The 20,212-nt window shown below is 45.2% G+C and carries 15 protein-coding genes, 1 tRNA gene and 1 pseudogene; 13 read left to right on the top strand and 4 right to left on the bottom strand.

Annotation, left to right across the window (positions count from 1 at the left end):
- Positions 1–32 precede the first annotated feature (32 nt).
- Entirely contained in the window at positions 33–1,481 is a 1,449-nt protein-coding gene (locus RQM65_RS06955) for a sulfatase family protein (protein WP_314013693.1), read from the bottom strand.
- 295 nt (positions 1,482–1,776) lie between these two features.
- Between RQM65_RS06955 and dnaE the strand changes: the two genes are divergently transcribed.
- From dnaE to RQM65_RS06925, 6 genes are all read left to right on the top strand, one after another.
- Positions 1,777–6,162, top strand: a complete 4,386-nt coding sequence (gene dnaE / locus RQM65_RS06950; RefSeq protein WP_314013691.1) for a DNA polymerase III subunit alpha — start codon at positions 1,777–1,779, stop codon at positions 6,160–6,162.
- A gap of 100 nt (positions 6,163–6,262) precedes the next feature.
- Positions 6,263–6,580 carry a thioredoxin gene (trxA, locus tag RQM65_RS06945; protein ID WP_314013689.1) on the top strand — a complete coding sequence of 106 codons (318 nt, stop codon included), beginning with the start codon at positions 6,263–6,265 and terminating at the stop codon, positions 6,578–6,580.
- A 225-nt stretch (positions 6,581–6,805) separates the two neighbouring features.
- On the top strand, positions 6,806–7,735 hold the full coding sequence (locus tag RQM65_RS06940) for a DUF58 domain-containing protein (protein WP_314013688.1): 930 nt from the start codon (positions 6,806–6,808) through the stop codon (positions 7,733–7,735).
- Between the two features lie 620 nt (positions 7,736–8,355).
- Positions 8,356–8,432: transfer RNA gene (locus RQM65_RS06935), tRNA-Asp, on the top strand.
- Between the two features lie 482 nt (positions 8,433–8,914).
- Entirely contained in the window at positions 8,915–9,598 is a 684-nt protein-coding gene (locus RQM65_RS06930; RefSeq protein ID WP_314013687.1) for a PP2C family protein-serine/threonine phosphatase, read from the top strand.
- Positions 9,582–10,244, top strand: a complete 663-nt coding sequence (locus RQM65_RS06925; RefSeq protein ID WP_314013686.1) for a hypothetical protein — start codon at positions 9,582–9,584, stop codon at positions 10,242–10,244. The genes RQM65_RS06930 and RQM65_RS06925 overlap by 17 nt, the downstream gene beginning before the upstream one ends.
- On the opposite strand, the gene RQM65_RS06920 is transcribed toward RQM65_RS06925, so the two are convergent.
- On the bottom strand, positions 10,226–11,386 hold the full coding sequence (locus RQM65_RS06920; protein WP_314013685.1) for a hypothetical protein: 1,161 nt from the start codon (positions 11,384–11,386) through the stop codon (positions 10,226–10,228). The two genes, RQM65_RS06925 and RQM65_RS06920, sit on opposite strands and share 19 nt — an antisense overlap.
- Positions 11,383–12,168, bottom strand: coding sequence for a serine/threonine protein kinase (locus RQM65_RS06915; RefSeq protein ID WP_314013683.1), 786 nt, complete (start codon positions 12,166–12,168; stop codon positions 11,383–11,385). Before RQM65_RS06915 ends, RQM65_RS06920 begins: the two co-directional genes overlap by 4 nt.
- A 974-nt stretch (positions 12,169–13,142) precedes the next feature.
- On the opposite strand from RQM65_RS06915, the gene RQM65_RS06910 reads away from it, so the two are divergent.
- From RQM65_RS06910 to RQM65_RS06880, 7 genes are all read left to right on the top strand, one after another.
- Complete coding sequence (locus RQM65_RS06910) at positions 13,143–13,499, top strand: single-stranded DNA-binding protein (RefSeq protein ID WP_314013681.1); 357 nt, start codon at positions 13,143–13,145, stop codon at positions 13,497–13,499.
- A gap of 79 nt (positions 13,500–13,578) precedes the next feature.
- Complete coding sequence (locus RQM65_RS06905; RefSeq protein ID WP_314013679.1) at positions 13,579–14,028, top strand: JAB domain-containing protein; 450 nt, start codon at positions 13,579–13,581, stop codon at positions 14,026–14,028.
- A gap of 392 nt (positions 14,029–14,420) precedes the next feature.
- Positions 14,421–14,969 carry a BfmA/BtgA family mobilization protein gene (locus tag RQM65_RS06900; protein ID WP_314013677.1) on the top strand — a complete coding sequence of 183 codons (549 nt, stop codon included), beginning with the start codon at positions 14,421–14,423 and terminating at the stop codon, positions 14,967–14,969.
- A gap of 7 nt (positions 14,970–14,976) precedes the next feature.
- Complete coding sequence (mobB, locus tag RQM65_RS06895) at positions 14,977–16,002, top strand: MobB family relaxase (RefSeq protein ID WP_314013676.1); 1,026 nt, start codon at positions 14,977–14,979, stop codon at positions 16,000–16,002.
- Between the two features lie 6 nt (positions 16,003–16,008).
- Positions 16,009–17,604, top strand: coding sequence for a type IV secretory system conjugative DNA transfer family protein (locus RQM65_RS06890; RefSeq protein WP_314013674.1), 1,596 nt, complete (start codon positions 16,009–16,011; stop codon positions 17,602–17,604).
- 95 nt (positions 17,605–17,699) lie between these two features.
- A complete protein-coding gene (locus tag RQM65_RS06885; protein ID WP_314013672.1) occupies positions 17,700–18,461 on the top strand; it encodes a phospholipase D family protein in 762 nt (253 codons plus the stop codon).
- A 569-nt stretch (positions 18,462–19,030) separates the two neighbouring features.
- Entirely contained in the window at positions 19,031–19,357 is a 327-nt protein-coding gene (locus RQM65_RS06880; RefSeq protein WP_314013670.1) for a hypothetical protein, read from the top strand.
- 477 nt (positions 19,358–19,834) lie between these two features.
- Here the strand turns inward: RQM65_RS06880 and RQM65_RS18910 are convergent.
- Positions 19,835–20,045 (bottom strand): annotated as a pseudogene (locus tag RQM65_RS18910) (IS256 family transposase); the annotation flags it as partial.
- Positions 20,046–20,212 lie beyond the last annotated feature (167 nt).

The raw sequence follows: 20,212 nt of genomic DNA, 5'->3' as shown, positions 1-20,212 counted from the left end.
CGGAAAAATTATTGGCGGTTGTTCCTACTTTTTTATTCCCGCTCCGCCAGCTGGTCTTCGCCGCGCACCAAGTTCGCTTTATGTTCTGATACCAGCGCATTGATTTCTTTAATAATTTCTGGATGCTCGGCCGCGATATCGAATTGTTCCGAGGGGTCGTGGTCGAGATGATAGAGCAGGGGCGGGTCGTGTTCCTGCCTATCGCCAAATTGGCCGTAGGCACCTTCGGTGACGAAGTGGACCTTGTAATCGCCAAGGCGAACCGCATAGAGGTCCGTGCCGCGATAGTAGAACATGTTTTTCCTGGGACTTTCGCGCTGTTCGAACAAGGTGCCGCTTAAATCGACCCCGTCGATGACGCGGTCATCTGGAATTTCCGCTCCGGCCAGTGTGCTGAAGGTGGTAAACAGGTCCATCGTCGCCCCGAGGTCGGTCACGACGCCCGGTTCGATACTGCCCGGCGACCAAAAAATGGTCGGTTCGCGCATTCCCCCTTCCCAAGTGGTGCCCTTGCCCGCCCTGAGCAGTCCCGCACTACCACCGTTGAGCTTAAAGGGCAGCCAGGGGCCGTTGTCGGAGGTAAAGACTACAATCGTGTTTTCGGCGAGTCCCTCGTCCTTCAAAGTCCTTAAGATTTTGCCGACGCCATCATCGATTTCCTCCACCACATCGCCATAGAGTCCACGTTCGCTCTTTCCCAAAAAGTCTTTAGAGGCGAAAAGGGGAATATGGGGCAGATTGTGGGCGAGATAGATAAAAAAGGGCTTGTTCTTATGTTGTTTTATATAGGAAACGGCCTCTTCGGAATAGCGTTTGGTGATGGTATTCTGATCGGCCGGACGCTCGATGATGTCCGTGTTGCGAAACAAGGGTACATTGAAATGTTCGGTCTTGATGCTGTCGTCGGGCCGCTCCCAGTAATGCCAATATTCTTCGCCCGCGAGCTTGTCCATATCGTTGGAATAGGGGATCCCGAAATAATAATCGAAACCGTTGTTGGTGGGCAGAAATTGCTCCTTGTGGCCGAGGTGCCATTTGCCGATGCAGCCCGTGTTGTAGCCGACCGTCTTCAATTGCTCGGCCAGGGTGACCTCGTCGGCGGGGAGTCCCTTTTTTGAATCGGGAAACAGCACCCGATGCACGTTACTGGCCATACCGCTACGTACGGGAAGCCTACCGGTAAGCAGGGCCGCCCGGCTGGGGGTGCAAACGCTGGCCCCGGCGTAAAAGTTCGTCCATTTCTGTCCCTCGTACGCCATCCGATCGAGATGAGGGGTCTTGACGGTAGGATGGCCGAAAACCCCCAAGTCGCCGTAGCCCAGGTCGTCGGCGAAGATGATGACGAAGTTCATGGGGCGGGGTTCGTCGCTGTTCTGAGCGTCGGACGGGGTTTGGCCGGAAACCTGGAACATTCCTAAAATAAAAAGGAATAAGATGAAAAGATGTCCTGATGGTTTATGGAGTGTCTTTGTAGCATTCATTTTGGTGGGTTTTTTGGGATTTGAAGGTAAACAAATTTTGTATCTTTGAAATTGCCGGGCCACAATGTTTCCAACTAGTTTAAATAGGATGGTCTGCGTGCTGTTCTTCAAAAACAGGCTCCTCCCCCGAACCGGTAAGAGCGACCCTTCCCTGCTATCGGCACACGTTGATAACTCCTGAAAAATCCTTTTCCATAACCCTGTCCGATTGCCTAATTTTACATTGAGAAATCAACCTTGATCGATTTGCCCTGACATGGCTTGGCTGGCAACACTAAAAACTTAAGTTCCTTTCATGTATTTAATCTTCGACACCGAAACCACCGGATTGCCAAAAAAATGGAATGCCCCTATATCCGACACCGACAACTGGCCGCGCTGCGTGCAGATTGCCTGGCAGTTGCACGATGCGATGGGCGAGCTTATCGAGCATCAGGATTTCTTGATCCGTCCCGACGGCTACAACATTCCCTATGATGCGGAGCAGGTACACGGTATTTCCACGGCATTGGCGGAAGAGCAGGGAGTCCCCTTGTCCGAAGTGCTCGAAAAGTTCAACGCGGCCATGGCCAAGACCGAGTTCATCGTTGGCCAGAACGTTGGCTTCGACCTGAACATCATGGGAGCGGAATTTCACCGGCTGTCCGTTGAAAACCCGCTACAGCAATTGCCCGTTTTGGATACCTGTACCGAGGAGACCGCCAAGCTCTGTCAAATTCCCGGGGGCCGGGGCGGCAAGTTCAAACTTCCTACCTTGACTGAACTGCACCAGCATCTTTTTGGCGAACCTTTCAACGAGGCCCACAACGCCACTGCCGATGTCGAGGCGACGACCCGATGCTTCCTCGAACTGCTGCGGAGGGAATTCTATCCTATTGAAAAACTGGATGTCCAGCCCGATTATTTCCAAAATTTCTCCGAGGCCAATCCCCAGGAAATCCAACTGATCGGCCTCAAGCACATCAACCTAAAAAAAGCATCCGAAAAAATAGCCGCCCAACTGGGCATCCATGAGACCGAGGAGATATCCAAGGAAGAGATCAAGGAAAACATCAAGACCCTTGAAGATGCGCCCTTCTCCCACCTGCACAACCATAGCCAGTTTTCGGTCTTGCAGAGCACCATCAACATCAAGGACCTGGTCAAGGCCGCCGCGGACCACAAAATGCCGGCCGTGGCGCTAACGGACCATGCGAATATGATGGGCGCCTTTCACTTTGTCAAGGAGGTCGGCGCATACAACAAGGGGGTCAGGGAGCGAAACGAGACCGCGAAGGAAAATGCCGAGCCGGTAACGGAACAGGAACTTACCCCCATCATCGGTTGCGAATTTTTCGTCTGTGAAGAGCATACCAATAAAAATACAAAAGATAACGGGTACCAGATCGTGCTGCTGGCCAAGAACAAAAAGGGGTATCAGAACCTCTGCAAAATGTCGTCGATTGCCTATACGGACGGATTTTACTATGTGCCGCGTATCGACAGGAAGGTCGTGGAAAAATATAAGGAAGATGTCATCGTACTCACCGGGAACCTTTATGGCGAAGTGCCCGGAAAGATTCTGAACGTGGGCGAAAACCAAGCCGAGGAGGCCCTGCTTTGGTGGAAGCAACAGTTCGGGGACGACCTCTATCTCGAAATCATGCGGCACGGACAGGAAGACGAAGACCGGGTCAACCAGGTGTTGCTGCAGTTCGCCAAAAAACACGATGTCAAGCTGGTCGCGACCAACAATACCTATTACTGCCTCGAAGAAGATGCCGAGGCACACGACATCCTGCTTTGTGTCAAGGACGGTGAAAAGCAGGCTACCCCCATCGGACGGGGCAGGGGCTATCGGTACGGCCTCCCCAATTCGGAATATTACTTCAAGGGTCAGGACGAGATGAAAGATCTTTTTCAGGATATCCCCGAAGCTATTCTGAACGTGCAGGAGGTCGTCGATAAGATCGAACCTTTCGAACTGGCACGCGACGTATTGTTGCCCAAGTTCGATATTCCCGAAGAATTTAAGGTGCCGGAGGATGAGGTCGACGGGGGCAACCGCGGGGAGAACGCCTATCTGCGGCATATTACCTACGAAGGTGCCAAAAAACGCTACCGGGAGATTACCCCCGAAATTAGCGAGCGTATCGATTTCGAGCTTGATACCATCAAGAATTCCGGTTACCCCGGATACTTTTTGATTACGGAGGATTTTATCAGAGAAGCCAGGAACATGGACGTTTCCGTGGGGCCCGGCCGGGGTTCCGCGGCGGGCTCGGTGGTGGCATACTGCCTGACCATTACCAATATCGATCCCCTGAAATACGACCTGCTTTTCGAACGGTTTTTGAATCCCGATCGGGTGTCGATGCCCGATATCGACATCGACTTCGACGATGAGGGCCGGGGCCGGGTGATGGACTATGTCATCGATAAATATGGGGCGAACCAGGTGGCGCAGATCATTACTTATGGTACCATGGCGGCCAAATCCTCCATCAGGGATACGGCCCGGGTGCTGGATCTGCCTTTGGGCGATGCGGACCGGATTGCCAAGTTGATTCCCACTATGAGCAAATTGGGCAAGATTTTCGGGGTGCCGGAGGCCGATCTGAAGAAGAAGTTCCGTGCCGACGATCTTGAAAAGGTCAACCAGCTTTTGAATATTGCGGAGACCGATGACCTTGAGGGGCAGACCGTAAACATGGCCCGCACCCTTGAGGGTTCCGTGCGCAACACGGGTATCCACGCCTGTGGGGTTATCATTACCCCCGACGATATCACGAATTTCGTTCCCGTGGCGACCGCAAAGGACTCCGACCTCTACGTGACCCAGTTCGATAACTCCGTCGTGGAAAGCGCGGGATTGCTGAAGATGGATTTCCTCGGATTAAAAACCCTGACCCTGATAAAGGACACGGTCAAGATCGTAAAGGCGAAACACGGCATCGATCTCGTACCCGACGATTTTCCCTTGGACGACGAAAAGACGTACGAGCTTTTCCAGCGTGGGGATACGGTGGGAATATTCCAGTACGAATCCCCCGGGATGCAGAAACACATGAAGGACCTGAAGCCCACGGTCTTCGACGATCTCATCGCCATGAACGCGCTCTACCGTCCCGGTCCGATGGAGTACATCCCCAGTTTTATCCGAAGAAAACATGGGGACGAGGACATCGCCTACGACCTTCCGGATATGGAGGAGTATCTACAGGAAACCTATGGTATTACGGTGTATCAGGAGCAAGTGATGCTGCTGTCCCAAAAACTGGCGGGATTTTCAAAGGGCGAGGCGGACGTCCTACGAAAGGCGATGGGAAAAAAGATTTTCGCGCTGCTGGCCAAGCTAAAGCCCCAATTTTTGGACGGGGGCGAGAAAAAGGGACATCCGAGGGATATCCTAGAAAAAATATGGAAAGACTGGGAGGCCTTTGCCGCCTATGCCTTCAACAAAAGTCACTCCACCTGCTATGCCTATATCGCCTATCAGACGGCCTATCTGAAAGCGCATTATCCCGCGGAATACATGGCGGCGGTGCTGTCCAACAACATGAACGACATCAAGCAGGTGACGTTTTTTATGGAGGAATGCAAGCGGATGGGCCTTGAGGTTTTGGGTCCCGATGTCAACGAATCCTATTACAAATTCGCGGTCAATAAACAAGGGGCCGTCCGTTTCGGGATGGGCGCCATCAAGGGGGTTGGCCGATCTGCGGTCGAAACTATTGTGGCCAACCGGAAGGAAGACGGGCATTTCAAGTCCGTTTTCGACGTGGCCAAACGCATCGATCTACGCGCCGCGAATAAAAAGGCTTTCGAGAGTCTGGCCGTTGCCGGGGGCTTCGATTCCTTCGGAACCGCCCATCGCGCCCAATATTTTCAGGACGAGGGCGACGGAGTAAGCTTTTTGGAAAAAGTGGTCAAATACGGAGCCAAATTCCAGGAGAACGAGAATTCCGCCCAAGTGAGCCTGTTCGGGGATGCCAGCGAGGTGCAGATTCCTGAACCGACCGTACCTCCCTGCGAGGAATGGGGTACTATGGAGAAGCTGCGACGGGAGAAAGAAGTGGTCGGTATCTATATTTCCGGCCATCCCCTGGACGATTTCAAGACCGAAATCGATGCTTTCTGTAATGCCGAGGTTGCATTTGCCAATGACCTGGAGAGCCATATCAACCGCGAAGTGTCTTTTGCCGGGGTCATAACCGACGTGCAGCATCGGGTATCGAAAAACGGAAAAGGATGGGCCTTGTTCACCATGGAGGACTATTCCGACTCCCATGAATTCCGAATTTTTGGGGAAGAATACCTAAAGTTCCGCCACTTCCTGATGATCAACTCCTTTGCCTACGTCAAAGTGTTCGTTAGGGAAGGATGGGTCAATCGCGATACCGGGAAGAAAGGCGACCCGCGAATGCAGTACAACAGTTTTATGTTGTTACAGGAAGTAATGGAGACCTACGCCAAAAAACTGACCATTAGGCTGAACATCGATGAGATGAAAGAGGAGGGCATCCACCAGTTGAAGGATACCTTAGTGCTGCATAAGGGCAGCCATCCCCTGAATTTTGTGGTCTATGAAATGGACCGGCAAATAAAGGTCCGGCTTTCGAGCCGAAAACAAAAAGTACAGATTTCCAGTGAGCTATTGTCCAGTTTGGAAGAGAGTCAAGTTCACTATAAACTGAATTGATCGGGTATGCCGATACCGTTATAGTCAAATCCAATATCGTTTGAGTAAGCAAAACATCGAATATTTGACTAAGTTTGCATAATAATCAAAAGGAAATAACATGGCATTAGAAATTACGGACGCTACTTTTGACGAAGTGGTCCTTAAAAACGATAAACCTGTAGTAGTAGATTTTTGGGCGGCATGGTGCGGCCCCTGTAGAATGGTAGGTCCCATCATCGATGAGGTAAGCAAGGAATACGAGGGCAAGGCTGTCGTAGGGAAGCTGGACGTAGACGCCAATCAGGAATACGCGGCCAAATATGGGGTGCGAAACATTCCCACCGTACTGATCTTTAAAGATGGCGAAATCGTAAATCGGCAAGTAGGGGTATCTCCGAAGAAGGCCTATACCGATGCGATCGACACGCTACTCTAGGGCCTCGATCTTTCAGTCCTCAAAGGACGTATGAACAAAAAAATCCCGCTGTTGGCGGGATTTTTTTGTTTTGGGCAGCTTAAGGTGTCAAAAATCCGTTTGGAACCCAATCAGTTGCGATACGGCGATTGCGATTTGAACATAAACTGCTACCTACAATCCTTTTGAACCGGGCATCCACGCCGAGTGGCGAACACCCCGATTAAAAAGCCCTATCTTTATCTTATGAACCTGCAATCCGAACTGAATAAGGCATCCCTTTTCCAAAACCTAGAACTTCTGGCCAACCAGGTCGTTGAAGGATTTATCAGTGGGATCCATAAGAGTCCCTTTCACGGCTTTTCCGCGGAATTTGCCGAGCATAAAATCTACAATAATGGCGAAAGCACCAAGCATATCGATTGGAAGCTTTTTGCCAAAACCGACAAACTCTACACCAAACGCTACGAAGAGGAAACCAATTTACGCTGCCATATGATTTTGGACAGTTCCGCCTCGATGTACTATCCCAAAGTAAAAGATTTATCCATCGATAACCTGAACAAAATCGGATTTGGGGTTCTGTCCATTGCCGCCCTGATGAACGTTCTAAAACGACAGCGGGATGCCGTTGGTCTAAGTGTTTACTCCGACGCCTACGATTTTTATGCCCCCGAAAAGGGAAGCGAGCGGCACCATCAGATGTTGTTGGCCAAGCTAGTCGAAATAAGCCAGGAGACTGAACCCGTTGCGGAGACCGAAACCTACACCTATTTGCATCTGATCGCCGAAAAGATCAAGCGCCGTAGCCTCATCTTTCTCTTTACCGATATGTTCCAGACCCAAACCGATGATGAAAAATTATTCGAGGCATTACGGCATTTAAAATATAACAAACATGAAGTGGTATTGTTCCACTTGGTGGACAAGAAAACCGAATTGCGTTTCGATTTTGAAAACGTTCCCAAACGCTTTTTAGACGTCGAAACTGGGGAACACATCGATATATACTCCGACACCATCAAGGAAGCCTACGAAAACCGTGTTACCGGGTACTTTGAAGACTTGAAACTGAAGTGCGCGCAATACCGTATTAAATATGTCGGCGTAGATATCGGAGGGAATTTTTCCACCGTGCTCAATACCTTTATGACGGAGCGGCAGAAATTTGTTTGAGCCGGACAATGCATTGCGCCGGCATTTCGTCTTCTATGGACAGATTTGCTTACTACGAACCCTTGTGTTATGATCCGCATCCCTTCTTTTGCAGACACATTTGCTTCCATCGAATACTTTCCGGGCGATTGCAGTCAATTCGTATAAAACGGCCGTAGTTGGTTTTATCGCCCCGTCATAGGTTCCCAAACTGTTCGCTTTCACTAATATTCCTTTCACCATCAATGCGTTGGCCCGGAATAGCTCTATTCCGTTCGAAATTTGTTGTATGTCATGCCGAATTCAGGAGCTAAAAGCGCATTGAAATACGAAAGCTTGACGAACTCCTTGGTATTTTCGAGAGGTCTATAGTCCATAGCCAGATGCCTGAGTCGATTATTTTATCGGGTCGAGGACTTGGACCACGGTTTAAGACCATTAATTTTGAAACAGGAATATTATTTAAAAAAATTGTTTGCACAATTCAAATAGCAGCGTATATTTGCACCTGCTTAGCTAAGGGCTTCGAAGTGATTTTTCGTGACCTTTTTGAGAAGCGTTTGAACAAGATTTGAATCCCGCTGTTGCGGGAGTGCACCGAAGGGCGAGCGATAAGCCGTCGCCGGGTGAACAAAATCATTGGTCTGGTAGTTCAGTTGGTTAGAATACCTGCCTGTCACGCAGGGGGTCGCGGGTTCGAGTCCCGTCCAGACCGCCAAGTAAATAAGGGCCTCCGAGAGATTGGAGGCCTTTTTTATTTTGAATTACTTCTTTTACTCTCGATTTACTCTTGAAATTGAGAATTGATAATATTTTTCTTAAGGGAATTTTATATAATTTGATTTCGATTGAATTGTATATAAATGAGAGGTCAGCTGTTAGTCAGCAATACCTCCCGGTTTCAAAGAAGACTATTTTTTGAAGGAAGAGATTATTATGCAAAATAGATGCACTCTTTAAAACTGGTGCGATTTATAAAGTGTGGACACAAATTAATTGTTACCTCTGAAGACAATTTATACCTTTTGTTTTTCTTCGATTTTATGAAATATTTACGACTAGTGAGTACCATTAGTACTAGGTATAAAGCCTTAATCAGCTTAATGTTTTCTTAAGCGCTTAAAAATTCTCAGATAATATCGATTAAATTTCCCTAAATTTAGGTGTACTAATTATTGACTCTTTTAAACCTATTGAAAGGTGCATACGGATATAACTACATTTAAGTTAAAACACTTGGTTGGTTCTAAAAAGGGAACTAATAGAAACAAAAATCAAGATCGATTTTTGATAATTGAAAAAGATAGGTATAGTTTATTCATGGTATTTGATGGTGTAAGTTCGAATCAAATGAGCTATTTGTTTATAGATGAATTTAAAAAAAGGGTTATGTTTGAATCTAAAGTTGCCGAGATTTCGGAGCATACTTTGGGTAAAGTCCTATATGAAATAAATAAGAAGCTTATTCAATCGGGTTTGAAAGGAATGAGTACCTTGTCTTTATTATTTTTTAATATCATCAGGAACAATGTTGAATTCTTGAATATTGGGGACTCAAGAATCTATATTTTTACAAATCAATATCTGGAAAAAATAACAGAAGATGATGCGCTGCTTGGCCGCAACAATATTATTACTAAATACTTGGGGTTAGAGACTTTGACGCTGGACGATTTTCAGCTCGAAAAAACGAGTAACGATTGCAATTATTTATTGTGTACCGATGGATTCTATACGTTAATGGAGAACGAGTTGAAGGAATACTTCGCGACTCTGAACTTTAGAAAGCTCCAGAATATTAAAAAGAAGTTATTGAGTCTACAGAAAGGGAATAACAGCGACGATTCGTCCTATATTATCATTAAAAATGAAATTTCAAACTGAGACTGAACTTGTTGAGCTATTAATGAAAACCTTAAAACGTAGTTTTGGCAAAGACTACATTGAAATATTTGAAGAAGTCTCTCTTGGATATGGCGTTGCGGATATTGTTTTAACTAGACTTGTTAAACCTCGGAAAAAGCTGGAATCATCCAAATTTTTTCTAACCAATTATGATATTAATATTTACAATATAATACTTAGGACTGGGCATATTTCATTTTCTGAAATAGAAAATATTACAAGAAACTCGAAGAACAAAATTTCAAAATCAGTAGTAAAATTAATTGCTAACAAATATGTAAAAATCGAGGGGTGCGATATCCACATTGATAAGAATTATGAGTTTCCCTTTAATGTAAATTTTGCAATTGAGGCAAAGTTGAAAGATTGGAAAAGAGCCTTAAAACAGGCCTATAGGTATAAGTGGTTTGCCGAATACTCATACGTCGTTATGGATGCCCATTATTCGAATTCGGCTATCAAGAATATAGATGTATTTGAAAAATATAATGTGGGATTAGCAACTATTACAACAACAGGAGAACTAAAGAGATATTATAATCCCACAAGGGAAAGACCTTTTGATCAGAAAATGCAAATTCTTTTTTCAGAACAAATCAAGAATAACTATGAATTTGCCAAGTAGGTCTTCCAAGTGTTTAAATGGTAATTACTACTTTCATTATTCAGAAAAATTTTGTTTGATTCAAGTCGGTCATAGTTGTTGATGGCACTATCTATTAAACGCAACACAAAATCCTTTCTCGAACCTAAGTCGTCAATACGGGAAATTTTCTTTAAAAGTCTTGTGATGGATAAAAGATAATTCTTATTTACATCTGGTTTATGAATATTCCAGGGGTATCCTTGTTGTAAAATGATATCCGAAAAAATATTCTTCTCATTCTTAATAATACTGATTTTCCCCGTTTCATTTAACATGGTTACATCATCAGCCCGGACCATGTTCAAAAGTTTTTCGGAAAAATAATACCCTTTTGAGCCCCCACCAGAGGTGTTTTCCGTAAAGCGCTTTACATCGAAATTTCTTAAATTTTCGTATGTTCCAACAGTTATATAGTCAATGTTGGTTTGTGCCAAATAGAGAATTGCATCCCAATTTGCATAGGCATATATAGTCGTGAAATCCTGGTCTTTTAGTGTTTTAAATACTCTAGATAAATTTTTGTAAATTTTAAAATCAGTTGTTAATTTTTTTCTATACTCCGGTTTGTTTTCACAGGTAATGTAATACCCGTCAAAACAAATATTCATATCGGTACATGCAAATAAAATTTCTTCAACTTTGGCTTTATCAGTGATGACATGATTGGCAAAAGGCAGTGTCATAAAATATTTTTCATCTTTCCTTTTTAATTTTGAAACGTATTTGTTGATGGTTTTGATGGTAGCAACAATATCCTCAACATCTTCGTTTTCATAAAAATTAGGAATTATAATATGTTTGATGTTTTTATCTTTTTGGAACTCGATAGCTTGTTTGACACAATTGTCAAAATACAGATTAGTAATTTCATCCGAATCACAATTTGCAGGATGGAAAGGGAATTCGGATAGCTTGCCTTTCTCCAAGTTTGCACTTTCTTTTTTGCCATAAAACTGAAGATCAACCATCGACAGGTCAATCACTTTTTTCAACAGCGGCTTCTTGTCAAAATCCGCACCATGAGTAAATGCCGTTATCAAAAAAAAGTCTCCAATATTGTGTTCCAGATAGGACTCAATATTCCAATTGGAATTATGTCCCAGTGCATGAGTTACCATCATAATTTAATTAGATTTAAAAAAGATTCAATTTTTCTTGGCCTTTCAGACGGATTGTGTTTAAATACGCCATTACAAAAGATATTTATACTCTCATTGCCTGAATCCACTATGAGCCTGTTGTCTTGAAAGGATCGGTCAATTTCATCTCTCGTCTTTCCAAACGGTAGTGAATCGGTGTACAAATGATATGCAATTATACCCAGACAAAAAAAATCCGTTCTATACGAAATTAGCTTTTTATGGCCATCAAACTGCTCAGGACTGGCAAAGGGCCAAGTATATGGTTGGATACCGGTTCCTGTGATACTTTCATCATCCAATGCTCTTGCAATACCAAAATCGAGAATAACAGGTTGTCCATTCGCCCTAATTCTAATATTGGGAGGTTTCAAATCCCTATGGACATAATTGGCATTCCAAACTGGTTTGAGGATGTTGCTAGCAGCATATATCACCTTACAAACCTTTGGGGCATTGCCAACATAGTCACTTACTAATTCTGAAAGGTCATTTCCCTCAATGTATTCCTCAAGAATAATTGTGTCCTTTCCAAATTTTTCTATCTTTTTTATTACTGGTATTCCTTTGTTCCCGTCAAATTGTTTGCAGATTTTAACTTCTCTTTCAAACCTTTCATCAGCCACTTTTATTATCTTCAAAGCATATTTTTGATTCGCTATAGTAACAATAAAAACAGTTTTTTGACCCCCCGGGCTAGCGCGTTCGTAGTCACTTATATCAAAATGCTTTAGTAAGGCTTTGGAAGGTTCGATTGAAGTCATTCTTAAATAGATATATCAATATAACAAGGTAAATTATCTTGTAGGTCGTGATATGCAAATGAAGAGCGTTTAAAAGTAACCAAAAATGTTTAATTTGATAAATCAACAATGAGGAAATGAGTACAATAACGCCATTCCAGTATTTAATTACAGGTTAAATTTATGAACCTGATATTACCCATTCCAAATACGGTAACGGTAGTTGATGCAACTTTTTGATAACTCTTTAATTTAGGCCTTTCCGGGATATTTTTAGGATTGCGGTCGAACTCCATAAGCTAAACTTCAAAAAGGTGAAACTCTTCATACAATCCGCTTTTGGTAAAGAGTAGAATCCACAATTGCCGGGTTTCCCCTCAGCACATTGCCACTCCATTCCGCTGCGCTCCATTCCGGGCAAAGAGCTTCGTACCAAAGGTCTTGGACACAGGCCCGGATTTTAGCTCATATATTTAGTATGGCGGTGCTATTTGCGCCATAACAACTAACGAGCCCAGACCCTCTATTCCCACCTCAAATCCGGACCAGCGTCCGCTCGGCCCCGATTCATCCCTGTTCTTTTTATTCCGCTTCAAGACGACTTGATATTTCAAACTCCTTGTGTTTTCGATTCCCTTCCGACCTGAACCGTTTCCTTTTTTTGATGGCAAAAAAACAACATCCGTTCTTGGACGGCGGCATAAACCGTTCCGTTCCGCTTCCGCTGCGCTCCAGCTACACTCCACTATTTATACGCCTTACCAAGCCCGGATATTGTATCGCATCAAGCAACAAAAAAAGGTAACGGCGACGGCTCTATGGGAAGTAAATCAAAAACGAAAACCATGAAATCATATCGAACCCTCAAAAACGAAGCGGAACAAAAGTTAAAGAACAAAAAAAAAGGAAAACGCTCCGGATATAATAAGTAAATCAGTTTTCAATGCCCGTGCGATGGTCGTACGGGATTCAATAAACCCTTAAATATCTTAATCATGAGTACGCTCAGAAACAAAGTCCAATTGATTGGCAACGTGGGTAACGCCCCCGAAATGACCGTTTTGGAAAGCGGTAAAAAAGTAATCCGTTTTTCGTTGGCCACCAACGAAAACTACAAGAACGCCAAGGGAGAAAAGGTACAGTCCACCGACTGGCACAACCTTGTAGCCTGGGGCAAAACGGCTGAAATTGTCGACCGGTACGCTGGCAAGGGAAAGCAGATCGCTGTTGAGGGCAAACTGACCTCACGGAGCTACGAGACCAAGGAAGGCGAAAAACGCTTTATAACCGAAGTCGTGGTCAGCGAACTTGTACTGTTGGGTTCCAAGAACGACAATGGAAATGCCGTGTAACGAGTAAAAAACAAGAGGGCGATACCGTCGAAAGTTCCGCCCTCTTTTTCATCACAGTTAACCGTCAAAATCAAAAGCCATGAAAAACAAAGTTAATGAAATCCGGATAACTTATAAGGAACGGGTAAAATCGTCCTTTTGGAAAAAGGTAAATTCCTCAAAGGATGCTGCCGATCTGCTCTACGAACATTGGAGCAAGGACAATATAGAGGTGCATGAAACTTTCAAGATCGTTCTGTTGAACAACAGCAATAAGGTCAAGGGAATCTATCAACTGTCCACAGGGGGAATAACAGGGGTATTGGTCGATGTGCGGTTGATCTTTGCCGTGCTCCTAAAATCACTCTCGGTGGCTTTCGTGCTAGCCCACAACCACCCTAGTGGGACATTGCGACCGAGCGAAGCGGACAGAAAAATCACGAACAAGATCAAAAAGGCAGCCCAACTTTTGGACATCACCCTGTTGGACCATCTGATCATCGTCCCAAACGGTGAGTACTTCAGTTTTGCTGACGAAGGTATCCTATAGAAGGGATGTTATTTCACGAAGGGCCGCCGTTGGGGTGGTCCTTTTTCCTTTGCCCAATCTACAACGTTTTACCCTTACCCGTGCCGATTCCTCAAAAGTACGCCGGAAAAACTCTTAAAATTTAACGGGAATCTTGCAGCCGAAGAAACGGGTGCTAATTTCATTCAAAGCCATAAAAATTTCCCTGCGGGAAAAAAGGAATAGCAAGAGGGCAACACGCTGGCGCGGTGTTGCATGTTCAGATATATTATTAACAAACTGATAAACAGTGTTTTAAGATTAGAAGGTGTAGGGGGGTCGGATGTTCAATCGGTCCAATTTTCGTCAAATAGCCTCCCGGCCCCTGAAAACAGGCCCGAATTTTCGTCAAATCAAAAAATGTACGGCACGTGATGGATTCTTTTTGGACTTTACGCATAAAAAAAGAAACGGCAGTACGCTTTCGGGCTTTCGCACGAACGAACTATAGCACCCAGTCCCTAGCCTTGGAAGGTATGTTGGATTTTTTTAAGTACAACGAGATATCGCCCAGGGAATCGCTCGGTCCGAACGCCCGGACGTTGGAGAGCCTGATCAAAAAAAGGTTCAGCGGACTGGCCGCCATTATGAAGGATATGGAGAAACACGGTGTGCTTCCCACCAAGGCCATGATGCAACTCCTTTTCGAGCATACTCCCCAAAAAAACGGGCGACAAAGTTCGATCAAACCGTCGTCCAAGGAAAAGAACATCCGGGACGATGCATTTTTCCGATCTGCCTTTGATGCCATCGAACTCCAAAAGGAGAACACCATCCTGAAACAAAAACTTGAAGAGTCCGAAAAACGGTTGACCGGGATCCTGGACAAAGTCCAAATAATCAAGGGCAGCTTCGGAAAGTCCAAGTTGGTACTCGAAATGGACCTTAAGGAGTTTCAGCAATTGAAATCACCAGCAAAATAAACGCCATATGTACATCAGCATTACAAAGCAGCATCTCGACAAAACGTTTTCCCGGAGCGCATCGGATTTTGTGGATTATTTACAAAAGGAAAATCAGGGAAAGGAACCGGAAGTGCAGGAACACTTTTTCGACCAGGAAAATGACCGTATTCCACCCGAGCAGGTAACAAAGGAAATCGACGGCAATACTGCCAAACTAAAAAAAACGGAGCCCAAGTTCTATTCCCTGACCATCAATCCGAGCCAACGCGAACTGAAGGCTATCAATAACGACCCGGAACTGTTGCGCCGGTACGTGAGGGAGGCAATGAGGGACTATGCGGCATCCTTCCACCGTGATAGGCCGGTCACCGTGGACGACATCAAATACTTTGCGAAGATCGAACACGGACGCACTTTTAAGGGCTTTGACAGGGAAGTTAAGGAAAACCGTCCTTATCGGGCACAGATCGTAAAGCTGGAAAACGATATAAGAAAAATCGAGCGCGGGGAACTGCAGGGCGATATCCGAAGGACCGAAAAGCGGATAGCTGAATTGTATGCGCAAATCCCACATAAGATTCACGGTGAGGCGATCGTACAGGGGATGAAAAAGCCAGGGTTCCAGACGCATGTGCATATCATCGTAAGCCGAAAGGATGTGACCAACAGATACAGCCTGTCCCCGGGCAGCAAGTATATGGAATCGGAATCCAAACTGAATGGCAGGCTGGTAAAACGTGGCTTTAACAGGAACCTGTTCTATGAACGTGCGGAGAAGACCTTTGATACGATGTTCGATCACAAGCGGAATTTCGTGGAGACCTATGGAGCAAGAAAAACTTATCTCAAGAACCCTCACAAGTATTTTGCGCGTTTACTTGACCTACCGACGAGCGAGAGGAGTGCCGCTTTCAAAATACTGGGAAAAGCGGGCGTTAAGATGCCAATCGTCAGCATTCCCACGAGCAAGGTGCAGGTGGCGCTAAAGACCATCAAAAAATTCAAGAGGGCGATGGACGTGGCGCGGTCCTCGGGTTCCATCGGAATCTGACGGGCTATGGATACTATCTCCACTATACTTCTATATTATGTCACCGCCACCGGTGGCATCCTCTTGATACACCGTTACCTGGACTATTCGATCCTACTGGTATCGGCACTTTTGGTCTACATGGGTTTTACGGCATGCTATGGACAAAGTTTCCTTTTTTCCGTGGATTTTTCGGTACGTTGGCTGGCACCTCTTCAGTTGGTAAGCCTAACGTGCTTTCTGGTCCTGTCCGGTGAAACCGAAAACAGCGCCACATCCAAGAAATACAAGGTCAGGTTCCTGCTCAGGAACGGAATCCTGAGTATGGACAATATCCGTCGGGGCATTTCTATAATCGGCTCCGCTGGAAGCGGGAAAACGGAATCGGTGGTCTATAGTTTGCTGAAGCATTTCTGTAAACACGGTTTTTGCGGGGTCATCCATGACTACAAGTATTTCGAGATCACCGAAATGGCCTATCCCTTGTTCAAAAGCCCCCGGATACCCTTTCATATTATTTCTTTCGACGACATCCACAAGCGGGTCAACCCCATTGCGCCCCGGTATCTGGAAGACGAGGAAAGTGTAAACGAAATTTCACGTGTACTTCTTGAAAATCTTTTGGAACAAAAAGAATCGGTCGCGGCCGGATCTTCCAAGTTTTTTAACGATGCGGTCGAGGGGCTGTTAGGGGGGATGATATGGAAATTGAAAACGGACCGTCCGAAGTATTGCACCCTTCCCCATTTGATCGCCCTGTACCAATATCTGGACGCGGAGGCCCTGGTCGATTGGCTAAGCTCCGATTTCACCGCCAAGGCCATGGCCGATGCCTTTGTTTCCGGAATAGGTTCGGAACGGCAGACCGCTGGTGTTATGAGCACCTTGGCCAACGCACTAAAGAAGATCAGCACCAAACGTATATTTATGGCGCTGTCGGCCGACGAAGTGCCCCTTGACGTTAACAATCCGGATAATCCCTCGGTCGTCTCGGTGGTGAACAATCCCAAGTTCGAGACCGCCTATTCCCCGGTCATAGCGACCATCATCCATACCATCACCAAACAGATGAGCGTACGCAACCGGATTTCGTCCTTCTTCCTGGCGGAAGAGGCCTCCACGTTTCGGTTGCTCAACATGCAGCGTATCCCGGCCACCCTGAGAAGCTATGATATCCTGACGGTCTATGTACTTCAGGACAAGATCCAGAACGACCTCATGTACGGGGACAAGGCGAGCAAGGCCATACTCAGCAACCTGTCCTACCAATTTTTCGGGAAGGCCAACGACCCCGATACGGCAAAATATTATGAACGTTTTTTTGAGATTGTCAAGAGGCAGACCAGAAGTGTAAGCCAGAGCTCCAACTGGAATTTCGATTCGCGTATTACCAAAGGAGAGAAAGAGGTCAGTAAAAGACGTTCGGATGCCTTCTTCCGTCTTCGAATGGGCGAGTTTATCTCCTTCGCCGACGGAAAGGATAGGCGGGTCCGGTTCAAAAGGCCGAATATCCGAAGAGCGTTGCCCGAACCTCGATTCGTTTACGACCATGCGGAAATCACGGCCAATTTTCAGCGCATCCATCTGGAAGTACGCGAAATGATGAATAACCTACTAAAATGATAAGGATAAAGAACGGCAATACTTAAGGATGCTACCTCCTTGCAAAAGTTTGCTGGATTGCGTATTTTTAAAGGTTATTCTTTTAACAAAAAACGATGTGGTTCAACCAGGCAAAATGCGATATCTACATGGGGACCGGCGCGGGAACCAAACTCCTGAAGGAAATCGGTAACGCACAAAAGTCCGTCAAGATTTCCTCGCCGTATCTCTCCCCAAAAATGGTCGACGAACTCATCTGGCTGCACCATCAAGGTGTCAAGGTATCGGTGATTACTTCGGACACGGTCCACGGACATAACGGCAGACAGGAAAGGAGCATAAAGCCGCTCGTAGTACAGAACCGGCATACTGATTCCCGGGCCATCAGGTCGAGAAAAAGATTAAATAGGGCCCGGACAATACTGCAAATTGTCGGTATCGCAATTGCTATACACTTTGTGTACTGGTTTTTCTCGAGCACTAATGGGGACTATTTATTTGCTTTGGCATTGCCTGCTGCGATTTTCATAATCGGCGAATACTTGCGAGGCAAGGCCAAGCGAACAAGGATTTATTCCTATTCCTATTCCCAACTATTTCCTTTTAGGGTTTTCGTCACTCCCGATTCGAATAGGATAAACAATATGTTCGTCCACGGCAAAATCTATATTATCGATGGGCACACCGCCTATTTAGGATCTCTGAACTTCACCGAGAGCGGTACCCGGTACAATTATGAGACTAGGGTGAGGGTAACAGATCTAGACGTGGTCGGTAAGATTGATCGGGAGTTCGATGAGCTCTATAGTCATGAGGAGTTGGTCTATTTTGGGACGGAGGTTTGGGGAAAGCGGTTGTTTGCGGAACCTTTAAACTGAGCAAACATCTATTCTAGTTATGCAATTTTTTCTTTACGCTTTGGTCTTCTCAATGCCATTTATGAATATTTTACACCTCACTAGGCAGCGTACCGAACTGCTCCCGGAGCGTTTAGAATCACTTGAGGGGATTGCTAATCTGCACAGCGAGCCCTTAGAATTATGGGAACATACGGGGTGCTTGCAATATCTCCAAAGACGACACCACAGTTCCGAATTACCGTCATGGGAGGCTACACCCCCTAGTAGGAACCAAAGCCTGCCGAAATTTTTTGGACAGGAAAGCTGACTGGCAACCTTGCTCCATAGAGAATGTATTTGAAAGGGTCGTAATGGACTTCAAAGTCTTTTCGCAGAGACACACATTGACTATTTAAGACTTCGACGAGATTATATCAGCAAAGGCTGTTTCCGGTTAATTCACAGCTTCGGTAAGGCGAACAATTTCGACAGCTCTGTAGCAATGACGATGGAGACCGGATTCGTATTATAGCCACAACAATGATAGGAATCTTTCGTTGTGGATAAATAGGAAGACGGAATAGTTTTTAGAATTAAAAAACAATAGAATGGATTATAATGAACAATTACAATCTGACCAATGGAAAAAAAAGAGGGAAGAAATAATCTCCCGCGACAACAGTTCTTGCAAGGGATGTCATGTTAAAAGAAATCAGCTGTTGGGTTTAATTAGAAAATTTGGAATAAATAGTTACAATGAAATAAAAGCCAAAGGGTATTCTGTTAAAAGATTAGATAATTCTATTAAAATACTCTTAGTCAAAAATAAAATTGAAAGTTCTTGCATCTATATAGGGAATCGAAAGATATTAAATCTAAACAATTTACGGTATGCTTTGCAGTGGGTAAAACCACAAAATCCTTTTGCGCTATAACGAGGAGATATGTCTGTTTTGATAAAAATACGCCAGTCGGGGAAATGTTTGATTTGAATGTTCACCACAAATATTACGTAAACGGCAGAAAGGCGTGGGAATATGATAATGATGCTTTGGTGACTCTTTGTGCGAGTTGTCACAAAAAAGAACATCAAAAAACAAAAATACGGGTTTACAATGAACAATTGGAATTTCAATCGTATGCAAAAATATGTTCTAAATGCTGTGGTTCGGGAGTTCTTTGTAAATTTCACTATTACATGAATGGAGTCTGCTTTCAGTGTATGGGGACCGGCAACATTAATGAATTTGATAAGGCTTGAACACAACAGTAGTTATAATGAGACGGAAGTAACGGGAGTGTAATTTAGAATCTGTCCAGTTTACTTTTCTTCCATTTCAAAACATGTCGGGTTTTAATCCGACGGGTTTTGGAATGCGCCCCCGCGGCAGTGGCACCACATTGGGGTCCGTTTTCAGGTCGAGCTGTATACGGTCGCCAAAATTTAATATAAAGTTGTTGCACCGTCAAGCTCCAGTTATGCAACGGGGCCGTCCATTTCTTTTCGATGTTCCTGGTGGCGAGATAGACCAGTTTGAGCAATGCCATGTCGCTTGTGAAGGCTCCCTTGGTCTTGGTCACCTTGCGCACCTGGCGGTGGAACCCTTCCACGGCGTTGGTGGTCCGTCCGAGCAATTATATGCTGTAAGCATCCGAGCAAGTACACCTAGGGCCGCCGCCCGGCACTACGTACGAAGAACTCGGAACTACCCGAATGCTCTTTCAGTACGAGAACCCCCAAGAACAGACGTAACAGCTCAATATCGACACAACTTTCGAAAACGGCAAGA

The sequence above is a fragment of the Pricia mediterranea genome (assembly GCF_032248455.1).
Taxonomy (GTDB): domain Bacteria; phylum Bacteroidota; class Bacteroidia; order Flavobacteriales; family Flavobacteriaceae; genus Pricia; species Pricia mediterranea.
Note: the sequence above shows the minus strand (reverse complement) of the source record. Positions and strands in the feature narration are given on the sequence as shown.

What these genes read in the sequence shown, in the direction of transcription:
- RQM65_RS06955 (WP_314013693.1), bottom strand. Translation starts at nt 1,481, where the DNA reads ATGAATGCTACAAAGACACTCCATAAACCATCAGGACATCTTTTCATC.
- dnaE (WP_314013691.1), top strand. Translation starts at nt 1,777, where the DNA reads ATGTATTTAATCTTCGACACCGAAACCACCGGATTGCCAAAAAAATGG.
- trxA (WP_314013689.1), top strand. Translation starts at nt 6,263, where the DNA reads ATGGCATTAGAAATTACGGACGCTACTTTTGACGAAGTGGTCCTTAAA.
- RQM65_RS06940 (WP_314013688.1), top strand. Translation starts at nt 6,806, where the DNA reads ATGAACCTGCAATCCGAACTGAATAAGGCATCCCTTTTCCAAAACCTA.
- RQM65_RS06925 (WP_314013686.1), top strand. Translation starts at nt 9,582, where the DNA reads ATGAAATTTCAAACTGAGACTGAACTTGTTGAGCTATTAATGAAAACC.
- RQM65_RS06920 (WP_314013685.1), bottom strand. Translation starts at nt 11,386, where the DNA reads ATGATGGTAACTCATGCACTGGGACATAATTCCAATTGGAATATTGAG.
- RQM65_RS06915 (WP_314013683.1), bottom strand. Translation starts at nt 12,168, where the DNA reads ATGACTTCAATCGAACCTTCCAAAGCCTTACTAAAGCATTTTGATATA.
- RQM65_RS06910 (WP_314013681.1), top strand. Translation starts at nt 13,143, where the DNA reads ATGAGTACGCTCAGAAACAAAGTCCAATTGATTGGCAACGTGGGTAAC.
- RQM65_RS06905 (WP_314013679.1), top strand. Translation starts at nt 13,579, where the DNA reads ATGAAAAACAAAGTTAATGAAATCCGGATAACTTATAAGGAACGGGTA.
- RQM65_RS06900 (WP_314013677.1), top strand. Translation starts at nt 14,421, where the DNA reads ATGGATTCTTTTTGGACTTTACGCATAAAAAAAGAAACGGCAGTACGC.
- mobB (WP_314013676.1), top strand. Translation starts at nt 14,977, where the DNA reads ATGTACATCAGCATTACAAAGCAGCATCTCGACAAAACGTTTTCCCGG.
- RQM65_RS06890 (WP_314013674.1), top strand. Translation starts at nt 16,009, where the DNA reads ATGGATACTATCTCCACTATACTTCTATATTATGTCACCGCCACCGGT.
- RQM65_RS06885 (WP_314013672.1), top strand. Translation starts at nt 17,700, where the DNA reads ATGTGGTTCAACCAGGCAAAATGCGATATCTACATGGGGACCGGCGCG.
- RQM65_RS06880 (WP_314013670.1), top strand. Translation starts at nt 19,031, where the DNA reads ATGGATTATAATGAACAATTACAATCTGACCAATGGAAAAAAAAGAGG.